General features: G+C 42.7%; 20 protein-coding genes. 6 read left to right on the forward strand and 14 right to left on the reverse strand.

Going from position 1 to position 23,934, the window contains the following annotated elements:
• Position 1: 1 nt before the first annotated feature.
• Complete coding sequence (locus tag ACRBG0_RS04065) at positions 2-3,811, reverse strand: FG-GAP-like repeat-containing protein (RefSeq protein WP_431485632.1); 3,810 nt, start codon at positions 3,809-3,811, stop codon at positions 2-4.
• An 83-nt stretch (positions 3,812-3,894) separates the two neighbouring features.
• The gene (locus tag ACRBG0_RS04070; protein WP_431485633.1) at positions 3,895-4,722 is read right to left on the reverse strand and encodes a T9SS type A sorting domain-containing protein; all 828 of its coding nucleotides are present in this window, start codon (positions 4,720-4,722) and stop codon (positions 3,895-3,897) included.
• A 654-nt stretch (positions 4,723-5,376) separates the two neighbouring features.
• On the opposite strand from ACRBG0_RS04070, the gene ACRBG0_RS04075 reads away from it, so the two are divergent.
• Positions 5,377-5,535 carry a hypothetical protein gene (locus ACRBG0_RS04075; RefSeq protein WP_431485634.1) on the forward strand — a complete coding sequence of 53 codons (159 nt, stop codon included), beginning with the start codon at positions 5,377-5,379 and terminating at the stop codon, positions 5,533-5,535.
• Positions 5,536-5,557: 22 nt separating this feature from the next.
• Here ACRBG0_RS04075 and ACRBG0_RS04080 read toward each other — a convergent pair whose 3' ends face one another.
• Positions 5,558-6,637 (reverse strand): 3-oxoacyl-ACP synthase III family protein, encoded by a 1,080-nt coding sequence (locus tag ACRBG0_RS04080; RefSeq protein ID WP_431485635.1) that lies wholly within the window; start codon positions 6,635-6,637, stop codon positions 5,558-5,560.
• A gap of 197 nt (positions 6,638-6,834) precedes the next feature.
• Here ACRBG0_RS04080 and ACRBG0_RS04085 point away from each other — a divergent pair, with 197 nt between their 5' ends.
• Positions 6,835-8,466 (forward strand): ABC-F family ATP-binding cassette domain-containing protein, encoded by a 1,632-nt coding sequence (locus ACRBG0_RS04085; RefSeq protein WP_431485636.1) that lies wholly within the window; start codon positions 6,835-6,837, stop codon positions 8,464-8,466.
• A 180-nt stretch (positions 8,467-8,646) separates the two neighbouring features.
• Here ACRBG0_RS04085 and ACRBG0_RS04090 read toward each other — a convergent pair whose 3' ends face one another.
• Positions 8,647-9,498, reverse strand: a complete 852-nt coding sequence (locus ACRBG0_RS04090) for an SDR family oxidoreductase (RefSeq protein ID WP_431485637.1) — start codon at positions 9,496-9,498, stop codon at positions 8,647-8,649.
• Between the two features lie 25 nt (positions 9,499-9,523).
• Positions 9,524-10,390 (reverse strand): DUF4437 domain-containing protein, encoded by an 867-nt coding sequence (locus ACRBG0_RS04095; protein ID WP_431485638.1) that lies wholly within the window; start codon positions 10,388-10,390, stop codon positions 9,524-9,526.
• A gap of 111 nt (positions 10,391-10,501) precedes the next feature.
• Between ACRBG0_RS04095 and ACRBG0_RS04100 the strand changes: the two genes are divergently transcribed.
• Positions 10,502-10,846 (forward strand): winged helix-turn-helix transcriptional regulator, encoded by a 345-nt coding sequence (locus tag ACRBG0_RS04100; RefSeq protein WP_431485639.1) that lies wholly within the window; start codon positions 10,502-10,504, stop codon positions 10,844-10,846.
• Here ACRBG0_RS04100 and ACRBG0_RS04105 read toward each other — a convergent pair.
• The 8 genes from ACRBG0_RS04105 to ACRBG0_RS04140 all read right to left on the reverse strand — a co-directional run bounded on the left by ACRBG0_RS04105 (position 10,818) and on the right by ACRBG0_RS04140 (position 19,934).
• Positions 10,818-11,042, reverse strand: coding sequence for a hypothetical protein (locus tag ACRBG0_RS04105; protein WP_431485640.1), 225 nt, complete (start codon positions 11,040-11,042; stop codon positions 10,818-10,820). The genes ACRBG0_RS04100 and ACRBG0_RS04105 overlap by 29 nt on opposite strands.
• Before the next feature lie 188 nt (positions 11,043-11,230).
• On the reverse strand, positions 11,231-12,256 hold the full coding sequence (locus ACRBG0_RS04110) for a BtrH N-terminal domain-containing protein (protein ID WP_431485641.1): 1,026 nt from the start codon (positions 12,254-12,256) through the stop codon (positions 11,231-11,233).
• Between the two features lie 9 nt (positions 12,257-12,265).
• On the reverse strand, positions 12,266-12,886 hold the full coding sequence (locus tag ACRBG0_RS04115) for a hypothetical protein (RefSeq protein WP_431485642.1): 621 nt from the start codon (positions 12,884-12,886) through the stop codon (positions 12,266-12,268).
• Positions 12,870-13,808: a fatty acid desaturase family protein gene (locus tag ACRBG0_RS04120; protein ID WP_431485643.1), complete on the reverse strand. Its 939-nt coding sequence runs from the start codon at positions 13,806-13,808 to the stop codon at positions 12,870-12,872. The genes ACRBG0_RS04115 and ACRBG0_RS04120 overlap by 17 nt, the downstream gene beginning before the upstream one ends.
• 147 nt (positions 13,809-13,955) lie before the next feature.
• The gene (locus ACRBG0_RS04125) at positions 13,956-15,638 is read right to left on the reverse strand and encodes an aryl-sulfate sulfotransferase (RefSeq protein WP_431485644.1); all 1,683 of its coding nucleotides are present in this window, start codon (positions 15,636-15,638) and stop codon (positions 13,956-13,958) included.
• 283 nt (positions 15,639-15,921) lie between these two features.
• On the reverse strand, positions 15,922-17,055 hold the full coding sequence (locus ACRBG0_RS04130; protein WP_431485645.1) for a tetratricopeptide repeat protein: 1,134 nt from the start codon (positions 17,053-17,055) through the stop codon (positions 15,922-15,924).
• Positions 17,056-17,151: 96 nt separating this feature from the next.
• Positions 17,152-18,777: a T9SS type A sorting domain-containing protein gene (locus tag ACRBG0_RS04135; RefSeq protein ID WP_431485646.1), complete on the reverse strand. Its 1,626-nt coding sequence runs from the start codon at positions 18,775-18,777 to the stop codon at positions 17,152-17,154.
• An 86-nt stretch (positions 18,778-18,863) separates the two neighbouring features.
• Entirely contained in the window at positions 18,864-19,934 is a 1,071-nt protein-coding gene (locus ACRBG0_RS04140) for a hypothetical protein (protein ID WP_431485647.1), read from the reverse strand.
• Positions 19,935-20,320: 386 nt separating this feature from the next.
• Between ACRBG0_RS04140 and ACRBG0_RS04145 the strand changes: the two genes are divergently transcribed.
• The 3 genes from ACRBG0_RS04145 (at position 20,321) to ACRBG0_RS04155 (ending at position 22,475) form a co-directional block, all read left to right on the forward strand.
• A complete protein-coding gene (locus ACRBG0_RS04145) occupies positions 20,321-20,647 on the forward strand; it encodes a single-stranded DNA-binding protein (RefSeq protein ID WP_020537986.1) in 327 nt (108 codons plus the stop codon).
• A 218-nt stretch (positions 20,648-20,865) separates the two neighbouring features.
• Positions 20,866-21,216: a single-stranded DNA-binding protein gene (locus tag ACRBG0_RS04150; protein WP_431485648.1), complete on the forward strand. Its 351-nt coding sequence runs from the start codon at positions 20,866-20,868 to the stop codon at positions 21,214-21,216.
• A 167-nt stretch (positions 21,217-21,383) separates the two neighbouring features.
• Positions 21,384-22,475 carry a hypothetical protein gene (locus tag ACRBG0_RS04155; protein WP_431485649.1) on the forward strand — a complete coding sequence of 364 codons (1,092 nt, stop codon included), beginning with the start codon at positions 21,384-21,386 and terminating at the stop codon, positions 22,473-22,475.
• Positions 22,476-22,571: 96 nt separating this feature from the next.
• Here ACRBG0_RS04155 and ACRBG0_RS04160 read toward each other — a convergent pair whose 3' ends face one another.
• Entirely contained in the window at positions 22,572-23,684 is a 1,113-nt protein-coding gene (locus ACRBG0_RS04160; protein ID WP_431485650.1) for a two-component regulator propeller domain-containing protein, read from the reverse strand.
• Positions 23,685-23,934: the final 250 nt, after the last annotated feature.

Below are 23,934 nucleotides of genomic sequence, written 5' to 3' on the forward strand. Positions count from 1 at the left end.
ATCACTTCACCACCACCAGCGGCAATACCTTGCCATCTTCCGTACGCACGAGGTAACTGCCAGCAGGCAAGGCACTGATATCCCAGGCTACCGTGCGTTCCCGGAGCGTGATACTTTGCAACGGCTTACCCGCCGTAGTATAGAGCACCAGTTGCTGAGGCAAAGACAAGTTATCACAGTCTACCCAAACTGTGGAAGTAGCCGGATTAGGATACAATTGTATCGGCGTAGTTCCTGCTATATCAGTAGTGGAGGTGAGGCTAATGGTGATTTCTTGGCAATATTGGTTACTCCCCCAGGCGTTGGCGGCCGTTAGGCAAACGGTGTAGTTGCCTTCTGCCAAGTAGGTGTGTACTGGGTTTTGCTCGGTGCTGGTATTGCCATCGCCAAAGTCCCAAAGCCAGCTTTCGGGGTTGTTGCTAGAGACATCCGTAAAGGTAGCTTCCAGCGCTGTTGTGTTGTGGGTGAAGGCCGCTGCGGGGGTAAAGTTGGGCAGCGTCTCTACCATAATATTCCCAATCGTATTGGTAATGATAGGTGGGTTAAAATCAAAGTAAATGCCAGCCGTATTTTCAATGACCGTGCCTTCTGGTAAGCCGAGGAGAGCGGAAATCTCAAACTGTACGAAACCATGACTCCCCGGCTCGTTGACCGTGCTGTCAGGCAGCAGAATATCTCTAAAATGGAACTCTAAAAGACCATCATCATGCAACGTTGCTTCGTAGGGGTGACTGCTGCTGCCTGGGGTAAAGGTTGCCCAATCAAGGTCTTCCGAAAGCTGGTCGCGCAAGACGATGTTGAAAGCCGTATCCGTTCCCGTATTCTGAAAACGAAGGGTGTACATCAGCTTTTCATCAAACAGGGTGTAATTTTCAGTAAAGGGCAACTGCTCTGAACGGTTGGGGTAAACTTGCTTATCGTTGGGATCGTAAGCACAGTTGATAATCGAGAAAAAGTCAAAGGTCTCCGCTGCTAGAGCTTGGCCTGCTTCATCGTAAGGAATCACGCCAGCATCTATGGCCAGGGTCGAGCCTATGAATTCTACGCCCGCAATGGTCATCATCATCTCTACCGAACGACTGGCTCCCGGATACAGCTGACTAAAATCCCAGAAAAGGGTGTCGCCAACCATGCTACTCGGCTCGGGTGAAGCAGACACAAAAGTCGCCAAATCACTCAACACCAGGTATACCTGGCCGTCGAAGGCCCAGCAGCCGTCATTGCGATAATTTAGCCAAAAGGGTACGGTAAAACCACAGCGTGTAGGCGCAGAAGCCATCGTCACTGCCGCGTCCGCCACCTGCGTATTCGGGCTTACGCCAAAACGGAGGCTATCGATATTGGTGACACCATCAAAGGTAACTTCGTAAGCTTCGGGGCTGGTGGATAATGTCCAGCAATCATCGAGCTGTGGACTAATCGTATAAGTGCCAGCAGGGCCATAAATATTGAATTGCCCTTCGTCGTTAGCGAAAACAGCCAGTGCTTCGGGCACTACCGTAATAGGAATACGGCCAATACCGAGTTCGTCTTGGTCTTGCTCGCCATCGGCATTCTCGTCATAAAACACAGTGCCGGAGATGCTCACATCGTTAGCTAGATTATAAGCAACAAACAGGCGGTTGGTACTGGAAAATGGCGAATCGCCATTGCTTCCTACGATGTCCCAATCCCCATCGTTTTCCATATCGACCAGCTCAAAATGTCGAACTTTATTAGGCGTACCTTCAATAGGAGCAGGATCGGCGAAGGTGCCGTCTTCCAATCCCCGCATAATTTGCATCGGGTAATCGCTATAAGTGGAAGCAATAATGTCTTTCCGACCATCAAGGTCAAAATCCTCAATGACAAACTTCTCGAGAGGGGGTTGGCCTTCGTAAATATCCTGCTGGGTACCGAATTGGTTGTTTCCTAAGTTGGGAAACCAGGCAATCTCGTTAACTCCGCCAAAAGCTCCTTCGCTAGAAGCCACCAGATCAAGCATTCCATCGCCATTCATATCTACCGCTTGTGCATACATGCCGGAGAGGAAACTGCTGGTAATTTCTTGTAGTGCCGTAAAATTGCCATTACTCGTATGCTCCATCCAAACCAAACTGGCGTCGCCTCGCTTACAAACGATAATCTCTATTTGGTCGTCCTGATCAAAATCAGCGACCAAGATATCCAGTACCGCCGTTTCCTCAGAGAGGAGTATAGTTTGTTCGGAAAAAACGCCATCATCGTTGCGTACCCAACCTACAGAAGCATTGGGATTAGAACCTGTACCGGAATTTGCCCACAGCATATCCAAGTCACCGTCTTTGTCCATATCTACCATCTGTAGCTCACGTTGGTTATAGAACCAAGTGGAAAAGAAAGGGGTAGCTGTAAAGTTGCCATCACTATCCTGTAGGTAAAAGCAAAAATCCGCATAGCTACTATTATCACCTATCACATTGCCGCCAAGGATATCAGGAAAACCATCGTTATTGATGTCAACTACGGCTATGCTCGATGGCCTGTAATTGTGTCGGCGTGCAAGGAGCCGAGGCTGAGAAAACTGCGCCCCTTCATTTCTGAGCCAAACGAGCGCATCGGAACCATCGGAACCCACTACTACGTCTAGCAGACCATCTTGGTCGATATCAGCTACTTCCGGAGCACTCATATTGTAAGCTCCCATCGTGATCAAGGCCGGTGGATCGTGCTGCCCACCTCCCGTAGAAGGGCGCCAGAGTACATTTTGCTTCGTAGGACTATTGCTACTGACGACATAAAGAATATCAGGAAAACCATCGTTGTTCAAGTCGGGGGTATCTACCGACCGGAGGTAAGCTGCGAAGCGTTCCAGCTCAATAGGGTCACCAAAATTGCCTGTGCCGTCATTGGCTATCCAATCCATCTCGTCGAGGCCGTGGCAGGATACGAGGTCCATATCGCCGTCCAGGTCCATATCAACAGCATGCACGTAGGCATGTCGGCCCAAACTCATCAAAGTATCTACCAGCTCGAAGTTGCCAGCGCCCAGGTTGCGGTACCAGACCAAGCCGGCACCCGTTTCTTCGTCTTCCTGGTTGTTGGCGCAAATAATATCTGGCAAGTTGTCGCCATCCAGGTCAGCGGTAGTAACGCTCTGGGGGCCATCATGAATCGTTTCGATTTCGCGATAAGCAGAGAAGGTTTCGTTGCCCAAATTTTCATGCCAAGCCAGGCGGTCGCTAATGAGTGCCGTCACGATAATATCCAGATCGCCATCGTCGTCGAGGTCTTCGGCATGGACGGAAGTTGTAGTCGCATGCGCAGAAGATACCAGGCGAGGGGTGCCAAAGCTTCCGTTGCCATTGCCGCGCAACCAGCGTACCTCGTCAGTCGTAGAGACCACTATATCAAGGTCGCCATCGGCATTGAAGTCAGCTAAATAGCTATCGATGACTGTGGCACCGGGGCTATACAATACAGTAGCTGGCCCCATCTCTCCACCGCCCAGGTTGAGGTGAATACCCAGGCCGGCGGCATTGGCGGTGTAAATCAAGTCTTCGTCGCCGTCGTTATCTACATCGCCGACCGTAAGGGAGCGGTAGTCGATGCCCGATGTAGCAATAATATGCTGTTTGGAAAAGCTGCCATCTTCCAGCTGTTCCAGCCAAAAAAGGCGTTGATCCGTACCACAAATGACATCCATGTCTCCGTCATTATCAACATCTGACGCGATGGTGTATTGGGTATCTCCAACAGGTTCAAAGAGATCAATAATGGGAGCTAACTGCTGCGCGGGCAATAGCAGTGAAAAAACAAGTATACAAACGATAGCGTATAAAAACCTAAACATAGGGTAGAGATTAATTGGGGTGCAAAGATAGGGTGTACTGGCTTTTATTGCATTGGGGAATAAAAGGTAACCCAACGTATAATCTATTGTTTCATAACCTTACGGCTAACAATCTCCCCAGTTTCAAAGTGCAGAATAAAGAGGTACATTCCGCCTTTCAAATCAGCAAGATTTACTTCATTATTGGTCATTTCATTCGGGTAGAGCGTTTTAATAGTTTGCCCCAAAAGATTCGTCACGCTGATTCTTTCAACGGCTATTTCGCTATTATTCGCTATGGCCACAAAGCTCGTAAATGGATTGGGGTAAACGGAAATACTTTCATTCAACGCGGCCTCTCCCGTAGCAACAATTTCGTCATACTCTACTAAATAATAAATGGTATTGGTAGCAACTAAGTCATTCCACAGGCCAAAATTCACGGCGCTAGGCTTAATAATTATCGTTAGGTGGTCTTGGCCTCCAGAGTTATCGGGTTCTGCCGGGCTTGTCCCCCAGTTTGTATAAAGCCCTCCAACCGGACTGCCATTAGGGCCGCCACTCCAAAATTGCGCGCCCATGCCATCGTTATTTCCGTCCCAAATCCAATCGCCTTCCGTACCGGCATCACTACCACCAATCCAAACGGAGGCCGTACCAAATTGATTTTGCGTATTGTCGGTAACAATTCCCGCGTTGTTGGTTAATTCTGCAAAAATGGCGTCCTGCTCGGCTTCGTCATTGATTTCTGCTAGGTAACCACTGCGGCTGACTGCGCAGGAAGAGGCATCTGTCCAGGTTTGGTTTTCCTTTACAACTTCGTAGGCATGGCCGGCATAAGTAAACGCGTAAATATTTGCCTCATCCGCACACTGCCCGAAAACAGCTAAAGAATTCGCTATAAGCACTGCTGTAATAAGTATGTTTTTCACTTGTCATCTAGTATTGCGCAGAAAATAAAACGCAATTTCGCTTCGCGGCTTCTTCGAGGTTTCTTAAGTTTTTCAAATAGTTAAAATACTTTAAATGAACCGTTTATTCAACTATTATGAAAAACAAAATCGCTTTTTATTTTCGTGCTGTCTTCTGTTTAAATCATTGGCTTTTTTGCCGTACAATTGGTCAAAGATACTCTCGCTAAATTTATTAAAAATCCGGAATTTGGGGCCATGCCATCGTTCCTCGGCACCACGCTGTATGCCGCTCCTTTGTGCAGGGGCTAAAACCCTGCCCTGCGGCTCGGCGCCCATCGCTTGTCCTCCTCGTCCCTGCGGCGGGCTTCGGCCTATTGGCCTGCGCGCAAAAGAGAATACACTCTAAGTGAGAACACCCCCAATTCTATGATCGCACTCTACGGTTGGGACACATCTAAAAAAACACCTCTATGATGTGGAATATTGACAAAAATGTTAATTTATAACGTCATCGCTCATCTTAGTTTCCGAACTATCCCGACCTTCTTGGTCGGGATTATAGGAAGCTGGTCTTCCGACCAGTAATCAAGATTAGCCCATTTTACGCTGGTCAGAAGACCAGAAAGATAAGGTATCGTAGTCTGGAGACTACGACAAGCCTATATAATTGAAATGTGTCCCGATCGTATGATCGCACTGGTACGATTGGCGCAAAAACCCGCGCGTAAGGCGGAGCCTGAAGCTCGGCGGACGGAGGAGCAGGACAATGGGATGGGCCGGAGCGATAGCGACCGACAGCCCGGTGCCGAGGAACGATGGCATGGCCCCTAAAACAACAAAACTACCTGCTTGCCTAATACCTGTAAGCAATAGCATTTATATTCATACCAGCCCCTACGGAAGCGAGCAGGATAAGGTCACCTTTGTTTAATTCATGTTTTTCCTCACTGGTACCACGGCGGATTTGATCGAGCAGCGTGGGGACTGTGGAAACGGAGCTGTTGCCCAACTTGTGGATACTCATGGGCATGATTCCTTCCGGAATTTCTCGCTCGCGGTAGAGGCGGAAGAGGCGCTTTATTATTTCGCGGTCCATCTTCTCATTGGCCTGATGGATCAGGATTTTGCTAACGTCATGAATGTCTACCCCTGCTTTATCGAGGCAGGATTTCATGGCCTGAGGTACCTTGGTGAGGGCAAATTCGTAAATTTTGCGGCCGTGCATTTTGATATACCTCACAGCAGGGTCTGCATTCTCCGTATTACCTGCTCCCATAAATAGGTAATTGACTTCGTCTACGGCCCAGGTTCCCATTTCCATTCCAATGATGCCTTCTTGTTTGTCTCCATCTACGAGTTCAACCACGCAAGCGCCGGCACCATCCGCGAAGATCATGGAGTCGCGATCATGTTTATCCACTACACGAGAGAGGGTTTCTGTAGCTACTACCAGGCATTTTTTGGCCATTCCAGCTCTCATAAAAGCTGCGGCCTGAATGACGCCTTGTATCCAGCCAGGGCACCCAAACAACACATCGGAGGCCACACAAGCGGGATTTTTCACCCCTAAAGCATGTTTGACCCGCGAAGCAAGACTAGGTAATACATCCGTTTGGATGGTATTTGCTTTTACGTCTCCGAAGTTGTGTGCGACGATAATCTGGTCCAAGGTTTCCGGGTCTACGCCCGCATCCTCGATAGCCAGCCGTGCGGCCAAGGCCCCGATATCTGAAGCCACCAGGTTGTCTTCCACATAGCGGCGTTCTTCAATCCCGGTGATTGCTTTGAATTTTTCTGCGATCTCGGAATGCGATGCTTCAAAAGCTTTCCCTCTTTCGTCAAAAAACTTATTGGTGGCAAAATCCTGATTGGTGACAATGCAATTTGGAACATAACTTCCTGTTCCCGTAATCATTAGGTTGGAGATCTTCATGAAGATGATTTTTTCTTGTTTACGAATACACTTTTGAATAAAAGTAAATATAACCTATTGCAGGACGCCATCCCTTAATCCCGTTCTCTTATGTTTCCCTATATGGTTCAAAATCATTCTTAATCGGTAGCACATCACATTTTATTCCTCCTTTTGTCAACAATTCCTACTTTTGCACAAAATTTACAACCCCTCCTATGGTTTCAATAGACGGCCTCACGGTAGCCTTTTCTGATCGGGCGCTTTTTGATAATATTTCTTTTGTCATCAATGAAAATGACAAGATCGCCTTGATGGGCAAAAATGGTGCTGGAAAATCTACCTTGATGAAGATCATCGCAGGGGTCCAAAAGGCTAATAAGGGAAACATCAACAAGGCAGAACGGACGACCATCGCTTATTTGCCACAGCACCTGCTGACAGAAGATGATTGCACCGTTGCAGAAGAAGCCGCCAAGGCCTACGAGGAGTACTTTTCCCTCAAGGAGCAATTAGAGCAGCTGAACCAGGAGATGGGGGAACGTACGGATTATGAATCCGATAGTTACATGGAGCTTATTGCGAAAGCCACCGATGTCGGAGAGCTTTTTTACAACCTGGAGGAAGTCAATCATGCCGCTGAAGTAGAAAAGGCTTTGCTGGGCTTGGGTTTCAAAAGAGAAGACCTCAATCGGCCCACCAGTGAGTTTTCTGGCGGTTGGCGGATGCGCATCGAATTGGCCAAAATCCTTTTGCAAAAGCCCGATGTAATTTTACTGGATGAGCCTACCAATCACATTGATATCGAATCGGTTGTTTGGTTGGAAGATTTCCTAGTAAACAAAGCCAATGCCGTGGTCGTCATTTCTCACGACAAGGCTTTCATTGACAACATTACCAACCGCACGATTGAGCTAACACTTGGGAAAATCTACGATTACAAAGCCAACTATTCCCACTATTTAGTCTTGCGAGAAGATCGGCGGGAGAGTCAGCTCAAAGCTTTCAAAGAGCAGCAGAAATGGATCGCAGAGCAAGAACGTTTTGTGGAAAGATTCAAAGGAACTTACTCTAAAACAAACCAGGTATCTTCTGTAGAAAAAATGTTGGAGAAGTTGGAAATCATCGAAGTAGATGACGTTGATACGTCTTCGTTGAAATTGAGGTTTCCGCCAGCTCCAAGGTCAGGTGACTACCCTTTGATCGTCAAAGACCTTTCCAAGTCTTATGGCGATCATGCGGTATTTAAGGATGCCAACTTGACGATTTCGCGCGGAGAGAAAGTAGCGTTCGTAGGACGGAACGGCGAAGGAAAATCAACGATGATCAAAGCCATCATGGAAGAGATCGATGTGGAAGGGACTTGTAAGATTGGTCACAATATCGAGATCGGCTATTTTGCCCAAAATCAGGCTTCGCTGTTGGATGAAAAAGCGACTGTATTCGAAACCGTCGACGAGGTAGCCAAGGGCGACATCCGCACCAAATTGAAGGGCATCCTTGGCGGATTCATGTTTCATGGCGATGATATTGACAAGAAAGTATCAGTGCTCTCCGGCGGAGAAAAAACCAGATTGGCCATGGTCAAACTGCTACTGGAGCCCGTTAATCTCCTCATTCTGGATGAGCCGACTAACCACCTGGATCTTCGTTCCAAAGACGTTTTGAAAGAAGCGCTACTTGATTACGAAGGCACTTTGATCCTCGTTTCTCACGACCGTGATTTCTTAAAAGGACTCGCGCATAAAGTATTCGAGTTTAAAGACAAACGCGTCATCGAGCATTTTGAAACCATCGATGATTTTCTGGAGCGCAATAAGGCGGAGAGTATGCGGGAGCTAAATTTGTAGGTTTAGGCATTGCTCGCCCTGGCGTCGTTTACTTAATGAGAATCTAACAGCTTTGTTTAAGCTTTTGGATAAAGTAAGGGTTTACAAAGGGCTCAACTCCCGCGCAAGCTGGAGAGTTATCGTTGCTGGCTGCTCTATTAACGGAGAATAGTCAAGAGCCCTAGCCTTTCGGCGGCAGCACTATCTGCTGTTTTTCACCTCTTGGATCATCTCTATTGGTGTTTTGTGTGGTCTACCTACAACCTTTTCAAAATCTGAACTTATATCGTTCACTCCATGCTGAATCCCTTCGTAGATGCCAGCGATTACAGTACCTATAAAGTCTCCTAATTCGTCTATTCTTTCCTTTTTGTAAGCTGCTGCCGAAACAGGATTGTACACCAGGTCTGTGTGATACACCTCATTGATAAGCTTCGCTAATTCCGCTTGGGTAATTGCCTTTCCTACCAGATTGTAAACCTGGCCATTGTGCTTTTCGCCCAACAGCATCTGGGTGTAGGCATAACCCAATTCTTTTCTGCTAGTATAAGCGCATTTTCCATCGCCTGCACAATTTCTAATCTCGCCCTCTTTTACATAAGTGTCAATATACTCAAGGTCTGGCTCGATGTATATCCCATTTCTTCCAATAACCCATTGTAAGCCGGATGCTTGTACATCTTTTTCTGTCTGTCGATTACTCTTCACAACAGGGCTGAATGCCGTGTTCTCTTCGTCTCCCACAATACTGGTGTATACTATCTTGTTTACCCCATTTTGCTTGGCAGCTGCTATCACATTTCTGTGCTGCTGGATTCTTTTTTGAGGTTCATCCATTCCCGACACCAAAAGAACAGCATCAACACCTTGTAGCGCTTTATTAAAATGTTCTCGATTGTTGTAATCTCCTTGCCGGATTTCTACACCGAGATGCTTTGCTTTTTCAGGGGTCCGTGCGATGCCAACAACCTCGTCTTTCCCTATTTCTTTGATCAGCTGCTTTACAATTGCGGAGCCCAATTGGCCGCTTGCTGAGGTTACTGCGATTTTCATAAACGTTCTTTTTGATGCGGTTTAATTATTTCTCACCAACAATATCAAATTCGCCATCCGTACGAATGTAAATAGTGCTTTCTTCTGTACTTGAAGAGATTCTATGAATGGACGCCCCTTCTGAGCTAAATGAACTTCCTGGCGCTAGACTTTGTGCCGCTGCCTCTTTGCTTATTTTATAGGCGGGTTCTCCTTGGATAACAACGGCTCGAAACGCTCCGCTTTTGGTGTGAATTTCGCCTTTAAAGCCGGCGGGGAGTTGAAGTAGTTTTCCGCTCAAATTTTCGCTTTCCTCCTCCCAAAGAAAAGCAATTTTAGCATCACTTTTGTTCCATGAAACAGCCGAAGCATCTAACCACACGATATTCGATTTATCTATATTAATCGGCCGCTCGCCATTGTCAGAAGCTTCTTCTATTGGTTTTACGAGGTAAGGGCCGCTGCTTATTTCTACATAAGCAATGTTCTCCTCTCCTTTTGCTGCAGTAATATGCGACTCCCCTGCTGGTTGTGTCCAGAATGAGCCTGCTGGCATCCACATTTTTTCGGCCGCGGGGTCATCATTATGGATCATCCCTTTGATGACCAATGCTCTGTAAGTGACATTATGAATGTGCGGTGGTGATGAAAATCCATCGACAAATTTTGCTAAAAACCCCGTTGCTACGGTTCCTTTTCTATCGCCCCAGATTGTTCCTGCTTGGGGGCTTTGGTCGCCACGTGCCGGGTTTAGCTTTTCCCATTCTATATCGGCCGCTAATACAACTTCGTTAGTTGATTCTACCGGGGTTTCGATTTGAATATCTTCTGATTTGGCCGCTTCTTGGGGCTCAGCGCAAGCGGTCAGCAAGCCTACCATTAATAGGCTGAAAAATATTTTAGATCTGATCATTCTTTTGGATTTCATTTTGGCTTAAACTATACTAATTATAGTTACAAAACTAAGTACAGTATTTTATCTTTGCAATAACGGTCAAAAAGGATAGTTTTAAAAAATTGATAGATGCATACGTTTAATGGAAAAGAATACCCTTGTTGTGCGAGTTTAACGATGAGTGTAATTGGTGGAAAATGGAAAACAGTCATCTTGTTCCACCTAATAAATAGAACCTTGCGCTATAACGAACTGAGAAAGGAAATGCCCACCGTAACGGAACGTACTTTGAGTTTACAGTTAAAGAAACTAGAAGAGGATGGAATTATTGAAAGGAAGGTTTACACCTCAAAACCGCCACTAAAAGTGGAATATTCCTTAACTGAACTTGGAGAAACACTAATTCCTTTGCTGAAATCTATTGCAAATTGGGGTGATTACGTCGTTACAAATCATTCGCAACAGGAACAATGAGGTTGTCACTTTTGGGTGCGGTTACAAACCGATAGGCCATTTGCTTTTCATTAGAAAGACTGGAAACGTATTCCTGTGAAAGGGCAGGAGGCGCCATATAAACCACCTTTTTAGAACAACTCGCCAATGCAATTGTACAAACAAGAGCTGCGAGGTACACGAGACTGCTAACTTTTAATTTTTCTATATTTCCCATGATTAGTTTATTTGCTCTACTTAGAACATATTTGAGACTTGCTATCACTCATAAATGTCAAACTCCTGTGATGATGTCGAGCTAAATAAAACCCAGGTTTTAAAGTATCTTCTACAAAGCACAACTCACCGTTGGTTCTCTTTGAAGAAAGCTTTATAAAACAGTGATCTTGGGAGTAGTTGTAATTTTCACCTTCTCCGTTTAGAATGATTTCCTTCTTGTTCATTTTTGTTGTTTGATTCTCTCAATCCCTCCATTGCTGCTTTTTCTTTTTCCGACAATTCAATCAGTAATTCAGAGGCTTGGTGTACATACCTGATGTCCTCTGTTTCTCCTATTTCATGGAATAGGTCAGCAACGTTTTTCCAAAGCTTAGCTATTTGGGCGTATTTTTCGCTCGCTTTTAGCAATTGGTCAGATTGAAGTATTTCGCTACTTTCTTTAAGGAAGTCTCTATAAATATTCCGGAATAACGAGCCACCTGTACCTCCTCTTTCCATGATAGAAGCGGAGGTTTGAAAGTCCTTCTTTATATCCTTACTGGTCTTGAACCACTTTACAATTTCGCTACTTGTTTTATAGATCCCTTTGTAGCCTACATTCTTTATTGGAGGGTTTAAAAACTCGGTGGCATTATTTTTAATTGCCGCTTTAATTACTGTTCCTAAATCTGGCGTTTCCCCATTTTTTGTAATCGTATAGGATCGATTCCTTGATGACATTGGCCCTCTTTCATTTCGTGCCAGTGCTAAGCTTTCCAAGGTAGTCTTAGCGTCTCTTCCCTGCTGATTTGTGTCATTCAGGTAAGCGATCTCATCGTCATATCCATACATGCTAGCATAGTGACCAGCAAAGTGTATCTTATTGGTAAAGTAATCCAAGTGATAACAATCAAGCTTTAGACCAACAGCTTTCCCTTCATCTATAAATTGCTTTACATTGCTCCATGCTTTTTTTACCGATGTCGTTTCTTTAACCGTTAAGGTCAAATTTAGATTCCGGCAAATATTTTCTGTTAACGCATCTGTTTTAACTCTTCCCCCAATAAACGGGAAGTCCATTATTTTCATGTTCCAAAATACATATCCTAAGCCTTCCCCTATTCCAAATAGCATAGGTTCTGAAAACTCCATCCCTATCTGGTAAAGCAAACTTCCTGTCGCTGTTGTCTCACAGTGCTGGCCATTAAATGTTTTGAAATTCTCTATTATCATTTTTCTTGCTTATATCGAGTTCGCGATTAAAAAATCGTACGATATTCGGCTTTTGATACTTTCGTAAAAAGTCGTTTTATCCATTAGGTAAATGTCTGAATTTATCGCCCCCACTTGCGGATATACTTCATCGATGTTTCCTACTCTCCTGCCGCCTACTGCATGTATCAATGGAATAGCGGCTTCATTGGCAACAGGCTTCCTAACCGTTGTCGTCAATATATGGTCAGCGCCGTTCTCAAAGGCCGCGTGAACTAAGTTGTAGGATAATATCAGCGTTAGCTTCCTATTCCCCCTCAAAAAAGCCATCTGCTCCAGATACGAAATATTGCTATGCTCTAATTTAGCTAAATCCACAGACCATTGGACCGTTTTCCGCTTTTCCCACAGCTCACTTTGCTTAACCAACTCATTAGGCAACATGATACCAAAACCGACAACCTCATCAGACGCTATTGCCGTGAAGCAAATGCCATGACTTATGTAGAATTTGTAGGTTTCTATATCTGTTCCCAGTAAAAATCCACCTTGTTGGGTGTGGTCGCTTTGAGTATTAAGGGGCAGACACTCTTTAATACGAATAAAGTGTTTGGCATCTTCAAGCGTTGATTTTCTAATCCTTGGATTCATCTATTATTCTCGGTCCTTTTATTTGTTGAAAAATAGCACTGAACAAGCTCCAGGTATTCTGATTTTTGTCGGCGAAATCTTTTGGTAAAGCAGTCCTCTTTTCAGGAAGTTCATACCACGGTATGTTAGGATGTTGATGATGGGTAGCATGCTCATTAAAGTTCATCAACACCCAGGAGAAAAACGGCAAGCGATTCACCGACCTGACATTGAACCTTACCTGCTCACCCACCGTCGTATCATAGTGAAAAATGTAGACGAATAGCGACAATATCCAGGCAAATGCGATCATCGGATAACCCATCGTCCATAAATAAACCTCCCAACCAAAGAAGAAATATACCGCTAAATGCAAGCCAACGCCCAAGCTAAAAAGCAAAATGGATTGGAATTGGTCTTTTAAGGTCCACCCCTCAAAAGCGGGTGATATTTTCCTTGCCCATCTTGGAGGAATGAAGAGAAACAAAATAACAGACACCAACGAATGAATAAACAACCCGCCCAAAAACACACTAATATACCACAACGCGTAATAATATATTTTCTTTAAAAAGGATGGATTCTTTGTGGTAAAGGTGTCTAATGCCGAAGTGTGATTGTCTTTGCGGTTGAAACCATGATGAAACAAATGTATCTTTCTGTAAACCGTGATCGGCGTCATCAATGGCAACAAAATGATACTTCCCACGATATCGTTCGCCGTCTTACTCGCTATGAATAGTTTTCTATGAGACGCTTCATGCCCCACGATGTAGAACCTATAAAACCAAAACCCTTGGACGAGGGCCGTAAACACAAATAACACTTTTGTCAACGCATCATTCTGTAATGGATGCCGATGAATATACGTTGCCCAAAAACACAGTCCGATAAAAACCACGATGGTTTCTACAACTAGTTTGGTATTTCTTTTTGTGTTCATTTTTGCGTTAGTATTGCGCAGAAAAATAGATAAAGTATGCTCTTTTTCGTCCCGGAGCTAATGCTTCAAAAGCAGTTGTATTCAGCGTTCACCAAAAAGGACAACCAGGCCGGATATTGGTAGAATACAGTACGTCTCCTGATTTTATTACCCTCCGAACAATACCAATTTTCTACCAAAACCTCCGCCTTTTGCTGTAAGAATCTGTAGGAAATAAATCCCTTTCAAATTATGGGGAAGCTGAAAAGTTTGCTCTAGCGTATTGATTTTTTCTTTTTGATAGAATCGGCCATTAACACCAAATAAAAATAAATCTGCTTTTTCATTTTGAGGGTTTAAGATCTTTAAACTGTTCTCTCCAGGGAAATACTGAACATCTATGGAGAGCTCATTTTGCGCTAATTCTTCTACATCTACGAAAATCTCGCAACCAATAGGATTTTCACCATTTTCAATGGTTGCACCTGGGGTTAAATCAACACCTTCAAATCCAAGATAATCAGACGGATATTTATAAGCTCTAAAATTAGCATTGTTATTAACGTTGCCTCCCTGAGTCGCTGGAGAATCACCGAAGAGTGGAACCTCATATTGCCAAACAGTATTTCGATCAGGATCAATCTCAAAAATTCTTCCTGGTGAACCGGCATTGATTAAAGTGTTTCCATTAACGAGGCGTTGAGCGTTAGACATATAGGCGGAGTAAAAATCTTCCCCAACCTGATCTCCATAAATCCATTCTGGCTCTTCCGGTCCGAAAGGATTGGGGTCTGAGATAATATACCCGCCATTAGCATCCTGTGGAGGAATCAGGATTTCTGTGGTAGAATAATCCGTTCCTGGCCGGCCGTTCCCATTATTGAAAAGCATTATTTTTCCAGCGTCAGTCAAATCATCCCTAATCCAATGCGCGCCATGTTGACCAAATAGTTTTTGCTCATTCACCTCTCCACGTTCATAGGCTGAAGCGTTACCCCAACGGTACAGAATATCTCCACCACGCCCATATAAGCCACCCTCATGAGAAGCTGCTTCGACAGTAGTGGTTGAGTGATCGATGATCCATATTTCATCTGAATTTCGTACCGAGATCAGAATCTGATCCAGGCTTTCATTATAATCGATCGAATTGAAATGATTCCAATCGCGAGTTGCGTTAGAATTGCTGCTATTCAGGTCAGGCAGATTGATGTTGAATAATTCCGGGTGGTCAGCTATCGCACCATAATTTTGTTTTGAAGCATCAAAATCCTGGACGTAATGGTCTTTAATTTCCCATTGCCAAATGACATTCATATCATTAGATCCGACTGGTTCGATTTCTACAATTTTCTCCGACCACATGTAACCTTCAATAGCGATTTCGTTAGGGTCGCGGCCCAATTCGATCAATTCATCGGTATAAACTAATTCCCAGGTTAACAGTAGTATATTCCCATTCGGCATAATAACAGCATCATGATGAGAAAGCGCTGTGGGGGTATTCCATTCATAATGCCAGACGGTATTGTTGTCCCAATCCACCAGTTCGATACCTCCGGCATTGCTGGCTGATGTAAATGGCCCTTCCAAATCTGCTTTATAAGTTCTCAACATCAATCCATCTTCAAGAAAATAGGCAGCAAGCCCGGGGCGTGTTCCTCGGTCCCATGAATTGATGAGCTGCCCACAGTTATCTACCAGCCATGCTTTGGTACCTGAAAAAGGCGAGAAAAAGGTATAGCCCTGAAGACTAGATTCATCATTTTGAAGTGTACCAACCGTTTGTGTAGTTCCCTGGAAGGGAAAAAAGATAGCAGCAAGGAAAATTGGTATTAATTTATAATTCATAATTTTTATTGTTTACCCCTATTATAACTTTTCGACTATACCAATTACCATCAGCAATGAAAAAACAAGATAAACTCCTGTAGGCCAATGGACTGTATCTATAAATTTGCGCCCTCCGTTACAATTGGCAAAGCTGGAAAATTTACGCCCCGCCATATCAAACACCTCCAAATCAGAGGCCGTTGCAAAAATGGTCACTGAAAATAATGATATGACAAATAACTGGAGCAGTTTATGCAACACTACCGACAGGTAGGCAAAGTTGTGGGAAGTATCATTTTATTTATTCTTTCTTGAATCTTGAAGAGGCTCCCGCTACTATCTCTTCATTTAGGATTTTCAGGACTAAATCCTTAAACTCACCATATTTTATATCTAATGAATCCCATCCGTATGGATAGGTATTGTGTGATCCATCTTTATCTCTTGAGCACATTAATTGTCGATTTATTTCAGGCTCTAAATCAAGCGTCTTCTCAGTCATAAATTTCACTTCAATACTTTCTCCTTTTTCATCTAGCAGATACGCTGAGTAATATTCATCTAGTGTCTCCTTGGGCTCAACTAATGACTTGAAAGAAATCACCATTCTATTATTCCAATCAAATTCATCAATTGCGATTGTTGTTTCAGACATCAGTTCTTCCGGAAGTATTCCAGCATCAAACATAGTTTTATAAGCATTAAATAAGCTATCAGCAGTTTCTGTATCATTCATTCTATTGAAGCACTTTATCAACTTAGAATAAATTTCATACGATTGAGGACTTAATCTTAAAAGTTCATTATAGGCATTAATCGCAGCTTGATTATTCTCTGTGACTGTATATTCTAGAACACCAATTTCTTTTAGAATTTCTAAGTAAACTGGATCAGATTTATCAATCAATTCAGCACTTATATAGTATTCTTGTAATGCTTTTTCAAAGTCTTGATTATAGTGAAATACATATGGTACTTGATAATATGGCATACCCAACTCATATGGAAGGGCTCTTGACTCACTTAAATATTTTAATGCTTGTTCAAAGTCCTCCAGATAAAAATATGTATTTCCTAATTCCAGTAAATTCCTTTGACTATCTGGTTTTCTGGAAACAGCTCGATAAAAATTTTCTAGTGCTGAATCCATATTTCCAGCAAATCTCAAGGACAAACCTTTATAAAAATAAATATTATCATCATCTAATCCTTTATCAATTGCATGGTCATACCATTTTACTGCAGAGGCATCATCTTCTAATCTATAAAATGAATAACCAACCATATAACATTCTTCATCTGAGAGCTTATCAAGTGTGAGATCAGATTTAATTACTGATTGATATTCTTCATTTTCATAAAGAGCTTTAATGTCTTGGCAATTCAGAGCATTGCCAAATAGACAAACCATTAACAACAAAGTCATTTTTCTCATATCGAGAGCATTTTTTTATTTAATTTTCCACAACTCGGGCTAGGGCGCAGACCGACGCAGGAGGCTTGTCGCAGTAGCAAAGTTGTAGCCAGTCTCTTATAATTTTATGACTTTCCTATTAATTGTGTTTTTATCCCCATCTATCAATTGCACAAAGTAGACCCCAGAAGATAACCAACTTAGATCTAATCTAGCATTTGATAAATCATCAATGATTGCCTTATGAACGACTTCCCCACTAAAATTTGACAAGACCAATTCACAAGAATTGAATACGTCTCCCTCTACTACCAAAATACTTTCAAATGGATTAGGATATAAAACAACTTCACTCTCCGCCCCAAAATTCTCATCAGTACTAACTATTTTTCCAAAACGATACTTCTGAGTTAAAGTGCTTCCGTTTCCTACTCCTGTCAAATACACATTTTTTTCATCGTCCATAATAACCGACTTTACAACCTCGTCTCCTTCCTGATGAAATCTAATTGTGTCAATCGCATTTCCATTTTCATCAAGAACAATAGAAACGTAATCATAATCTGTTCCAACACTAACTCCTTGACTCATACCACCAATGACTAAGTGGTTTTCACTTAAAAATAATTTGTTTCCGCCATCGAAAGCATGAGTCCCAAGGTTTTCATATCTATATCCATAGATCAAATCACCGCTTGGTGAAATTTTACAAACTTGTAGATCACCATTAGTGTAGTTTAACGTATCTCCATAGTTTTCCCCGTAATGTCTTCCAGTTATATAGACATTACCATCACCATCAGATATAATATCCGTGACTTCATCCGCTGTGACATTATTCGGTAAGTTTGTTGGAACTTCAAATGACCACTCTTCGATTCCACTCTGATTATACTTTATTATTTCAAAGTCACCGAACAAACCAATGTAAGAACTACCGTTTTCGTCAATGTAAGCTGAAGATAAATTCCCTTCAAATGGAGTTTCATTTGATGACAGTAGTTCACCATCTTCTGAATAATTAAGAGTTACTACGTTTCTAATCTGTGGAAATGATCTAAAAAAGTACCCAATTACAGAAACTACATTGTCTACTACTCTTATTTCTAGTCCTTCATACCTCCCTGTCTCATCTTCTGAATATATTTCCTCCCACAGAATATTTCCAAAACTATCCATTTTCACAGTGTATAACTGCCTTGAACTAAAGGTCTGGTTTATATATCCAGTCAGGTATATATCACTATCATCATTAACAGATATCCCTTGAGGAAAACTCCAGACATAATCCTCTAAAAGGAATTGTTCCCATAAAACATCACCTTCTGCACTAAGCATTATTACTAAACTTCTAGCCTCATTATCATTAAGTATACTAAAACCACTTACCAGTATATTCCCATTCTCAAAAACATGTACTCCAGTCAAATACTCTGTACTTTCAGTTGAGGCTCCATATAGGTTTTTCCAAAACACAATTCCTTCGTTAGAGTACTTTGCGATCAAAAAATCATAATTTCCATTCTCATTTGATGTTCCAGCTACAATTACATTACTCTCAGCATCTAGCCGAACTTTTTGACATTCTTTTAGATATAGATTAGGGCAATCTTGTGTCCATTGACCTATTTGAGAATTTTCATTCGCACTCCACTCTAATATGTATTCAGATTGTCCAAAACATACGAATACTACACTGAATACTAAACATGTAATTAGCAATAACTTCTCTAGGTTTTTCATCAATCTTATTTTTTAATTGGCTACAACTCCTAGCCTACCCGCAGACCGACGTTAGGAGGATTGTCGGGTAGGCAAAGTTCCATGCATTATTTATTTTTTTCTTTTATTAACTCAAAAAGTTCATCAATCTCAGTATATACGATAGAGTCATATACAAACATCCCCCTTTCAAGATTATTATGTATCATTTGTTCTAAAACTGCTCTATCATAAACTCCGTCAATAAGAGCAGTTTTTAGCAATTGTAATTGATCATTAAGTCTCTGTATTTCTTCATCAGTGTCAGAGATGAAATCAATATTTTTTAAATTATATTCTCGTTCTATTTTTTGCAAAATAATTATTCTTCCAAGTATACTTGTCGGATATTTTAAGCCAATATTTTTCAATTTTTCGAACTTAATAATATCTATTCCACAGTCACTCCATGGTGCTATTATATCAAAAGTCGACATCCCTTCTTCCTCTAGTAGTGATAATATTAATTCATCCTCTTGACTCGATGGCTTGATGGATATAAAGTCACTTATGCTTCTTGTAATTTCCATTAATAATGGCTCCATTAAAGGAATTTTAACTCTAACTTCATACCTCTTTGATAATTCAAATATGTTTTGATCATTGTCCTTAAAAACAGGATAATATGAACCAATAAATTGTTTTCTCTCTCCAGGATAAATAGCCAAATAGGTGTTAGATGGTTTTCTAGCGATACAAGGACTAAGATCATAATAACTTAGAGTACAATACTCAGTCAATCTAATATTAGAACTCCAAAGAGGAGTCCAATTTTCACTAGAATCAGCTTTTACTTCTAGAGTTGATCTAAAGCCGATATATCTATTCGTCTGTATTTTAAGAGTATCTTTTGAAAGATTATTAATAGAAATAGTATACTCGATAGGCTCAATACGTTCAAAAGTATCTTTATGAAAATTAATACTTATAACAATTTCTGCTTCCATGCTAGCAGGACACAAAAGTATTAAGCAAACTACAGTCTTAATATATCTTTTAATAACCCTATTAATCATATTTGCATTTTTAGTATAAGTGTTTAGGGATAAGATATTTGATAAATTTTGCTTTAGCAAGTGTAATAATGTAGGACATTGTTGATATTGTGTAAACCATACTTTTCTCTTAGTCTTTAGCATTTAGCATGATTACGCACTGTTAAGACATATAATGTCAACCAAAATTAATTTCCACTATCCCTTTTAGTATTAATTTATTGCATGGAACTCCCTCTTAACGCAAAACCAAACCTAAAAATAATCAAAAAAAATCGCGTCACCTTAAAACACATAAAACACTAAAAATCAATCTATTAATTCAATAATATCCGTTTACAAACGTTTATAAACGGATACAAACGACAGTATACGTTTATTATACGAGTAATACTTTCCCACTCCCCCATCTTTGCAGTGTTACCGGTTGAAAGCGCTCAACCAATACTTTTACAACCAGCACGTATTGCACATCAGGCCTGATATTAATACTGCGCTCAATCATCGTACAACAACTAAAATCAGCGATTATGAACTCTATCAGTAACCACGTACAACTCATCGGCAACCTTGGCCGCGATGTCGAATACCGCGCTCTTAATAATGGCAACTCCCTCGCTCGGGTCAGTATTGCTACTAAAGAAATCTTCCGTGACAAGGAAGGCGGCAAGCGTATTGAAACCACCTGGCACCAGCTCATCGGCTGGGGTAAGATTGCCGAAATGATGCAGGTGTTTTTAAAGAAAGGCTCCTCTGTAGTCGTACAGGGAAAAATACAACACCAGACGATAGGGGAAGGCGAGTTGAAGAAAACCCAAACAGAAATCGTGGTCAATGAATTTCGCCTCATGCAGTAATAGCCATTAGCATTTATCCCGACAACTAAGTAGTTTGGGCTAGGCTCAAACCACTTTAAGATCGGCATGCTTTAAATAGACTTAATTTTTCTTTTAACATTCCGGGCATTAGCGCGCTGTTGGCGTAGCAATAACAATTGGTGGCAACACCATCAATAAGGCTACACCACGCTCTCTGCTAAAACAAATACCAACCACCCGGTCCAACCTTTTTTATTATGAATCAAGTACAAAATTCCGTAACCCTCATTGGCAACTTAGGCAAGGATCCCGTAAAGAAAGGCTCCAAGCAAAAATCCGTTACCAGTTTTAGCCTCGCCACCAACGAAAGCTACAACAACAAGGATGGAGAGAAAATCACCGTCACTCAATGGCACCGCTGCGTAGCTTTTGGCAGAAAAGCCGACACCCTGGTACAATACGCCAAGAAAGGAAGTAAGCTCGCCGTACAAGGCAAGATCAAGTACGACCGCTACACCGATAAGGATGGCATCGATCGCTTGTCAATTGATATCGTCATCAATGACTTTATCATGCTGGATCAGAAACCAGGGAAGAAGGCTGCTTAGTCCCCATTGATGGTTTTATCAGCGTGTCACCCGAAGAGCATGCGTTTTACAGCAGGATATTTTTGTGATATTCATTATTCCGTTTTCCCCCGACCCAGCACAGGGTCGGGGGTTTTTTATTCCTCATAGGAAGTTTCCCTTTGTTTAACGCTTGCTATCTTCGCCTTATGTTGCATCATTACTCACCGTCTCGTAGCTTTTCCTTCCGCTGGCCAGCAAGCTGGCCGGATGGTTTACCAACGCTCGGGCGCAGTGATTTCCGCAGCGGCAGAGAGGCCCTCTTCGCCCTCGCTCAACACCTCAAATCGACGGACCTTGCTCAAGGGAAAGTACTCCTCCCCGCATGGGTTCCCGAGGGCGTACAACTTCCGTTTTCTTTAGCACAATGGGAGATTCACTACTACAACCTCGACCACAATGCCAACCCCAAATGGGAGGAGATCACCCAACGGTTAAATGACCAACATTTTGACCTCGTCGTACTCATTCACTTCTTTGGCCAGGAAAGAGACGCTAAAAGAATGCAAAGCTTACTCCCACCAGGAAGTCGCTTACTCGAAGACTGGGCTCATAGCTACCCGCATCCCCAGTGGGAGCCGCCCACTACTCCTCACTGGGCCTTGTTTTCGCCTACAAAAATGATTGGAACAACAGATGGTGCCTGGCTCATCGGGCCATCTACGATAACGCCCCCCTTAAAGGTCAACCACCAACATTATGCTTTTCTTTTTTGGCAACTCCTCTACCTGGCTGGGAGTTCTGCTCAACAATTAAACCTTCCCGGCAAGCAATGGTGGCAACGGCTAAGTGGTGGCGCCTACGCACGAGCTTATCGGCATCTGCTCGCCGGAACGAATACCCCAAAAGCACTAAGCAAAACAGGAAAATGGCTGATCAGGCACACGCCACACAACAAAGTTATTGAAGAAAGAATGGCGCAAGCAGCCTACTACTACGAGCATTTAACACAAGGAAAAATCCGCTTTCTTGCCAAGGACAGCAACCTGCTCCATCCTCCTATTGGGTTCCCGCTCTGGGTAGATGATCCCCAGCATTTCTCCACTTACTTACAAGCTCACGGCATTCGCGGACAAGCTTTCACCGATCGGTGGTGGTTTATCAAGGAACACCAATCAAGCCAGTACCAAAGTAGCAAGGACTTACTTGAGCATCATTTCCTACTGCCCATCCACCAGCGGTTTACAGAGCAAGACCTTACGTATGTCGTCGAAGTTGTCAATCAATATCCTGGGGAATGAAAAACAACCACTAGCAGAAGTCTTTGAAGTACCTAACACGGTGAGGATTGCCTTGTAGCCTTACCTTTAAGGAACAGATAAAGGTGCCTCACATTATCAATGCCCAATCCTGGAATAAGGGTCATTGCTCATTCGATAGAGGCCGCCACGTTGGGTGCCAATCCAGATTTCTCCCAATTCTACATCTTCTAAGAGGGTCGAAATACCTTGCCCACGGATACCAGTTTCTCTACCAAAAATCCTTAGTTCATTACGCGTGATATTGAACCGTAAAAGTTGATTCGCAGCAACCCATAAGTCACCGTTAAAATCTACCATCAGCTGCTGAATATTGGTCAGTGGTTCCGGAAGGCGTTCACTCAGGTCGTATTCATAGACCAATGACAAGGAATCCGGGCGAGTAGGTATACGATAAAGCGCTTCATCACCTGCAAAAACAATACTGTCTCCCCATTCTGCGATAGCTTTCACCGGGCCATTGTATAGCGGTGGTGGTCCTTCCACTCCCCAAAAACGCTGCCACCAGTTTTGTTTCACAGGAGGAGCCATTCCTAAATTATAGATGGTATCATTGGTGAGCGTAGCTAGCCCACGGTCTGTTCCTATCCAAATTACCCCGCGCTGATCTTCGTAAATGGTGTGTACAATATTAGAGGGCAACTGCTGCCCGGCAGTAGAAAAACGCTCCGGCACATTAGAATATCCGCCGTATTCATCAGGCTCAAACAAAAACAAGCCATCTTCCAGACTACCCACCACTATCCGGCCGTCATCAGCATAATGGATGGAGGTTGGGTGAACAGTTTTAGCAAAAAACGAACTGGTAAATGCCAGTGGTTCTTTCTCTTTCTCCACCAAAGGCCGTAAAGACTGGTAATTCACCAAGAGGTGAACTTCCTTATTTTTCTTAATGAGGCGGTTGAATTTTTCGCGCCGGTCGGTCGGTTGTGCTAATAACTTATGCTGTTGACCAGATTGACTAGACAATAGATAGCAGCCGTCGCTTTCCGTTAAGACGTAGAGCCCTTCAGGCTGTTGAACCAGATTAGTAATAGAGGATCTTTGCTGAATACCAGCCGTCTGTCCGTCAGGTAGAGTAAGAGAAAAAGCTACACTTTCCAGCGATTGACTTTGCCCACTCAAGGCAAATATCATCAGTAACACACCTACTTGTAGCTTTCTTCCCCACGATGATGTATGGAAGAACATGTTTTTGGAATTATTAAGGTATTACACAGTTTAAGTTAGGGTCGTAGTTTCCTTAATAGCTGGGATATTGGTCTGGGTTAGACTCACTTAGTATTGTAAAGATAGTAGGAATTATTAACAACCCAAACATGAGCTTGTTCTAACGAGGCAAACGCATCAAAATAAAGAACCCAAAGTTCCGCTTAGGGATGGAGGAAATAAATAATCTACGCAAAAGACGTAGCGAATTTTTCTTTAGACAAATCGGATT

Source organism: Lewinella sp., from assembly GCF_050633125.1.
Lineage (GTDB): Bacteria > Bacteroidota > Bacteroidia > Chitinophagales > Saprospiraceae > Lewinella.

What these genes read in the sequence shown, in the direction of transcription:
- ACRBG0_RS04065 (WP_431485632.1), bottom strand. Translation starts at nt 3,811, where the DNA reads ATGTTTAGGTTTTTATACGCTATCGTTTGTATACTTGTTTTTTCACTG.
- ACRBG0_RS04075 (WP_431485634.1), top strand. Translation starts at nt 5,377, where the DNA reads ATGTGTCCCGATCGTATGATCGCACTGGTACGATTGGCGCAAAAACCC.
- ACRBG0_RS04080 (WP_431485635.1), bottom strand. Translation starts at nt 6,637, where the DNA reads ATGAAGATCTCCAACCTAATGATTACGGGAACAGGAAGTTATGTTCCA.
- ACRBG0_RS04085 (WP_431485636.1), top strand. Translation starts at nt 6,835, where the DNA reads ATGGTTTCAATAGACGGCCTCACGGTAGCCTTTTCTGATCGGGCGCTT.
- ACRBG0_RS04090 (WP_431485637.1), bottom strand. Translation starts at nt 9,498, where the DNA reads ATGAAAATCGCAGTAACCTCAGCAAGCGGCCAATTGGGCTCCGCAATT.
- ACRBG0_RS04095 (WP_431485638.1), bottom strand. Translation starts at nt 10,390, where the DNA reads ATGATCAGATCTAAAATATTTTTCAGCCTATTAATGGTAGGCTTGCTG.
- ACRBG0_RS04100 (WP_431485639.1), top strand. Translation starts at nt 10,502, where the DNA reads ATGCATACGTTTAATGGAAAAGAATACCCTTGTTGTGCGAGTTTAACG.
- ACRBG0_RS04105 (WP_431485640.1), bottom strand. Translation starts at nt 11,042, where the DNA reads ATGGGAAATATAGAAAAATTAAAAGTTAGCAGTCTCGTGTACCTCGCA.
- ACRBG0_RS04110 (WP_431485641.1), bottom strand. Translation starts at nt 12,256, where the DNA reads ATGATAATAGAGAATTTCAAAACATTTAATGGCCAGCACTGTGAGACA.
- ACRBG0_RS04115 (WP_431485642.1), bottom strand. Translation starts at nt 12,886, where the DNA reads ATGAATCCAAGGATTAGAAAATCAACGCTTGAAGATGCCAAACACTTT.
- ACRBG0_RS04120 (WP_431485643.1), bottom strand. Translation starts at nt 13,808, where the DNA reads ATGAACACAAAAAGAAATACCAAACTAGTTGTAGAAACCATCGTGGTT.
- ACRBG0_RS04125 (WP_431485644.1), bottom strand. Translation starts at nt 15,638, where the DNA reads ATGAATTATAAATTAATACCAATTTTCCTTGCTGCTATCTTTTTTCCC.
- ACRBG0_RS04130 (WP_431485645.1), bottom strand. Translation starts at nt 17,055, where the DNA reads ATGAGAAAAATGACTTTGTTGTTAATGGTTTGTCTATTTGGCAATGCT.
- ACRBG0_RS04135 (WP_431485646.1), bottom strand. Translation starts at nt 18,777, where the DNA reads ATGAAAAACCTAGAGAAGTTATTGCTAATTACATGTTTAGTATTCAGT.
- ACRBG0_RS04140 (WP_431485647.1), bottom strand. Translation starts at nt 19,934, where the DNA reads ATGCTAAAGACTAAGAGAAAAGTATGGTTTACACAATATCAACAATGT.
- ACRBG0_RS04145 (WP_020537986.1), top strand. Translation starts at nt 20,321, where the DNA reads ATGAACTCTATCAGTAACCACGTACAACTCATCGGCAACCTTGGCCGC.
- ACRBG0_RS04150 (WP_431485648.1), top strand. Translation starts at nt 20,866, where the DNA reads ATGAATCAAGTACAAAATTCCGTAACCCTCATTGGCAACTTAGGCAAG.
- ACRBG0_RS04155 (WP_431485649.1), top strand. Translation starts at nt 21,384, where the DNA reads ATGTTGCATCATTACTCACCGTCTCGTAGCTTTTCCTTCCGCTGGCCA.
- ACRBG0_RS04160 (WP_431485650.1), bottom strand. Translation starts at nt 23,684, where the DNA reads ATGTTCTTCCATACATCATCGTGGGGAAGAAAGCTACAAGTAGGTGTG.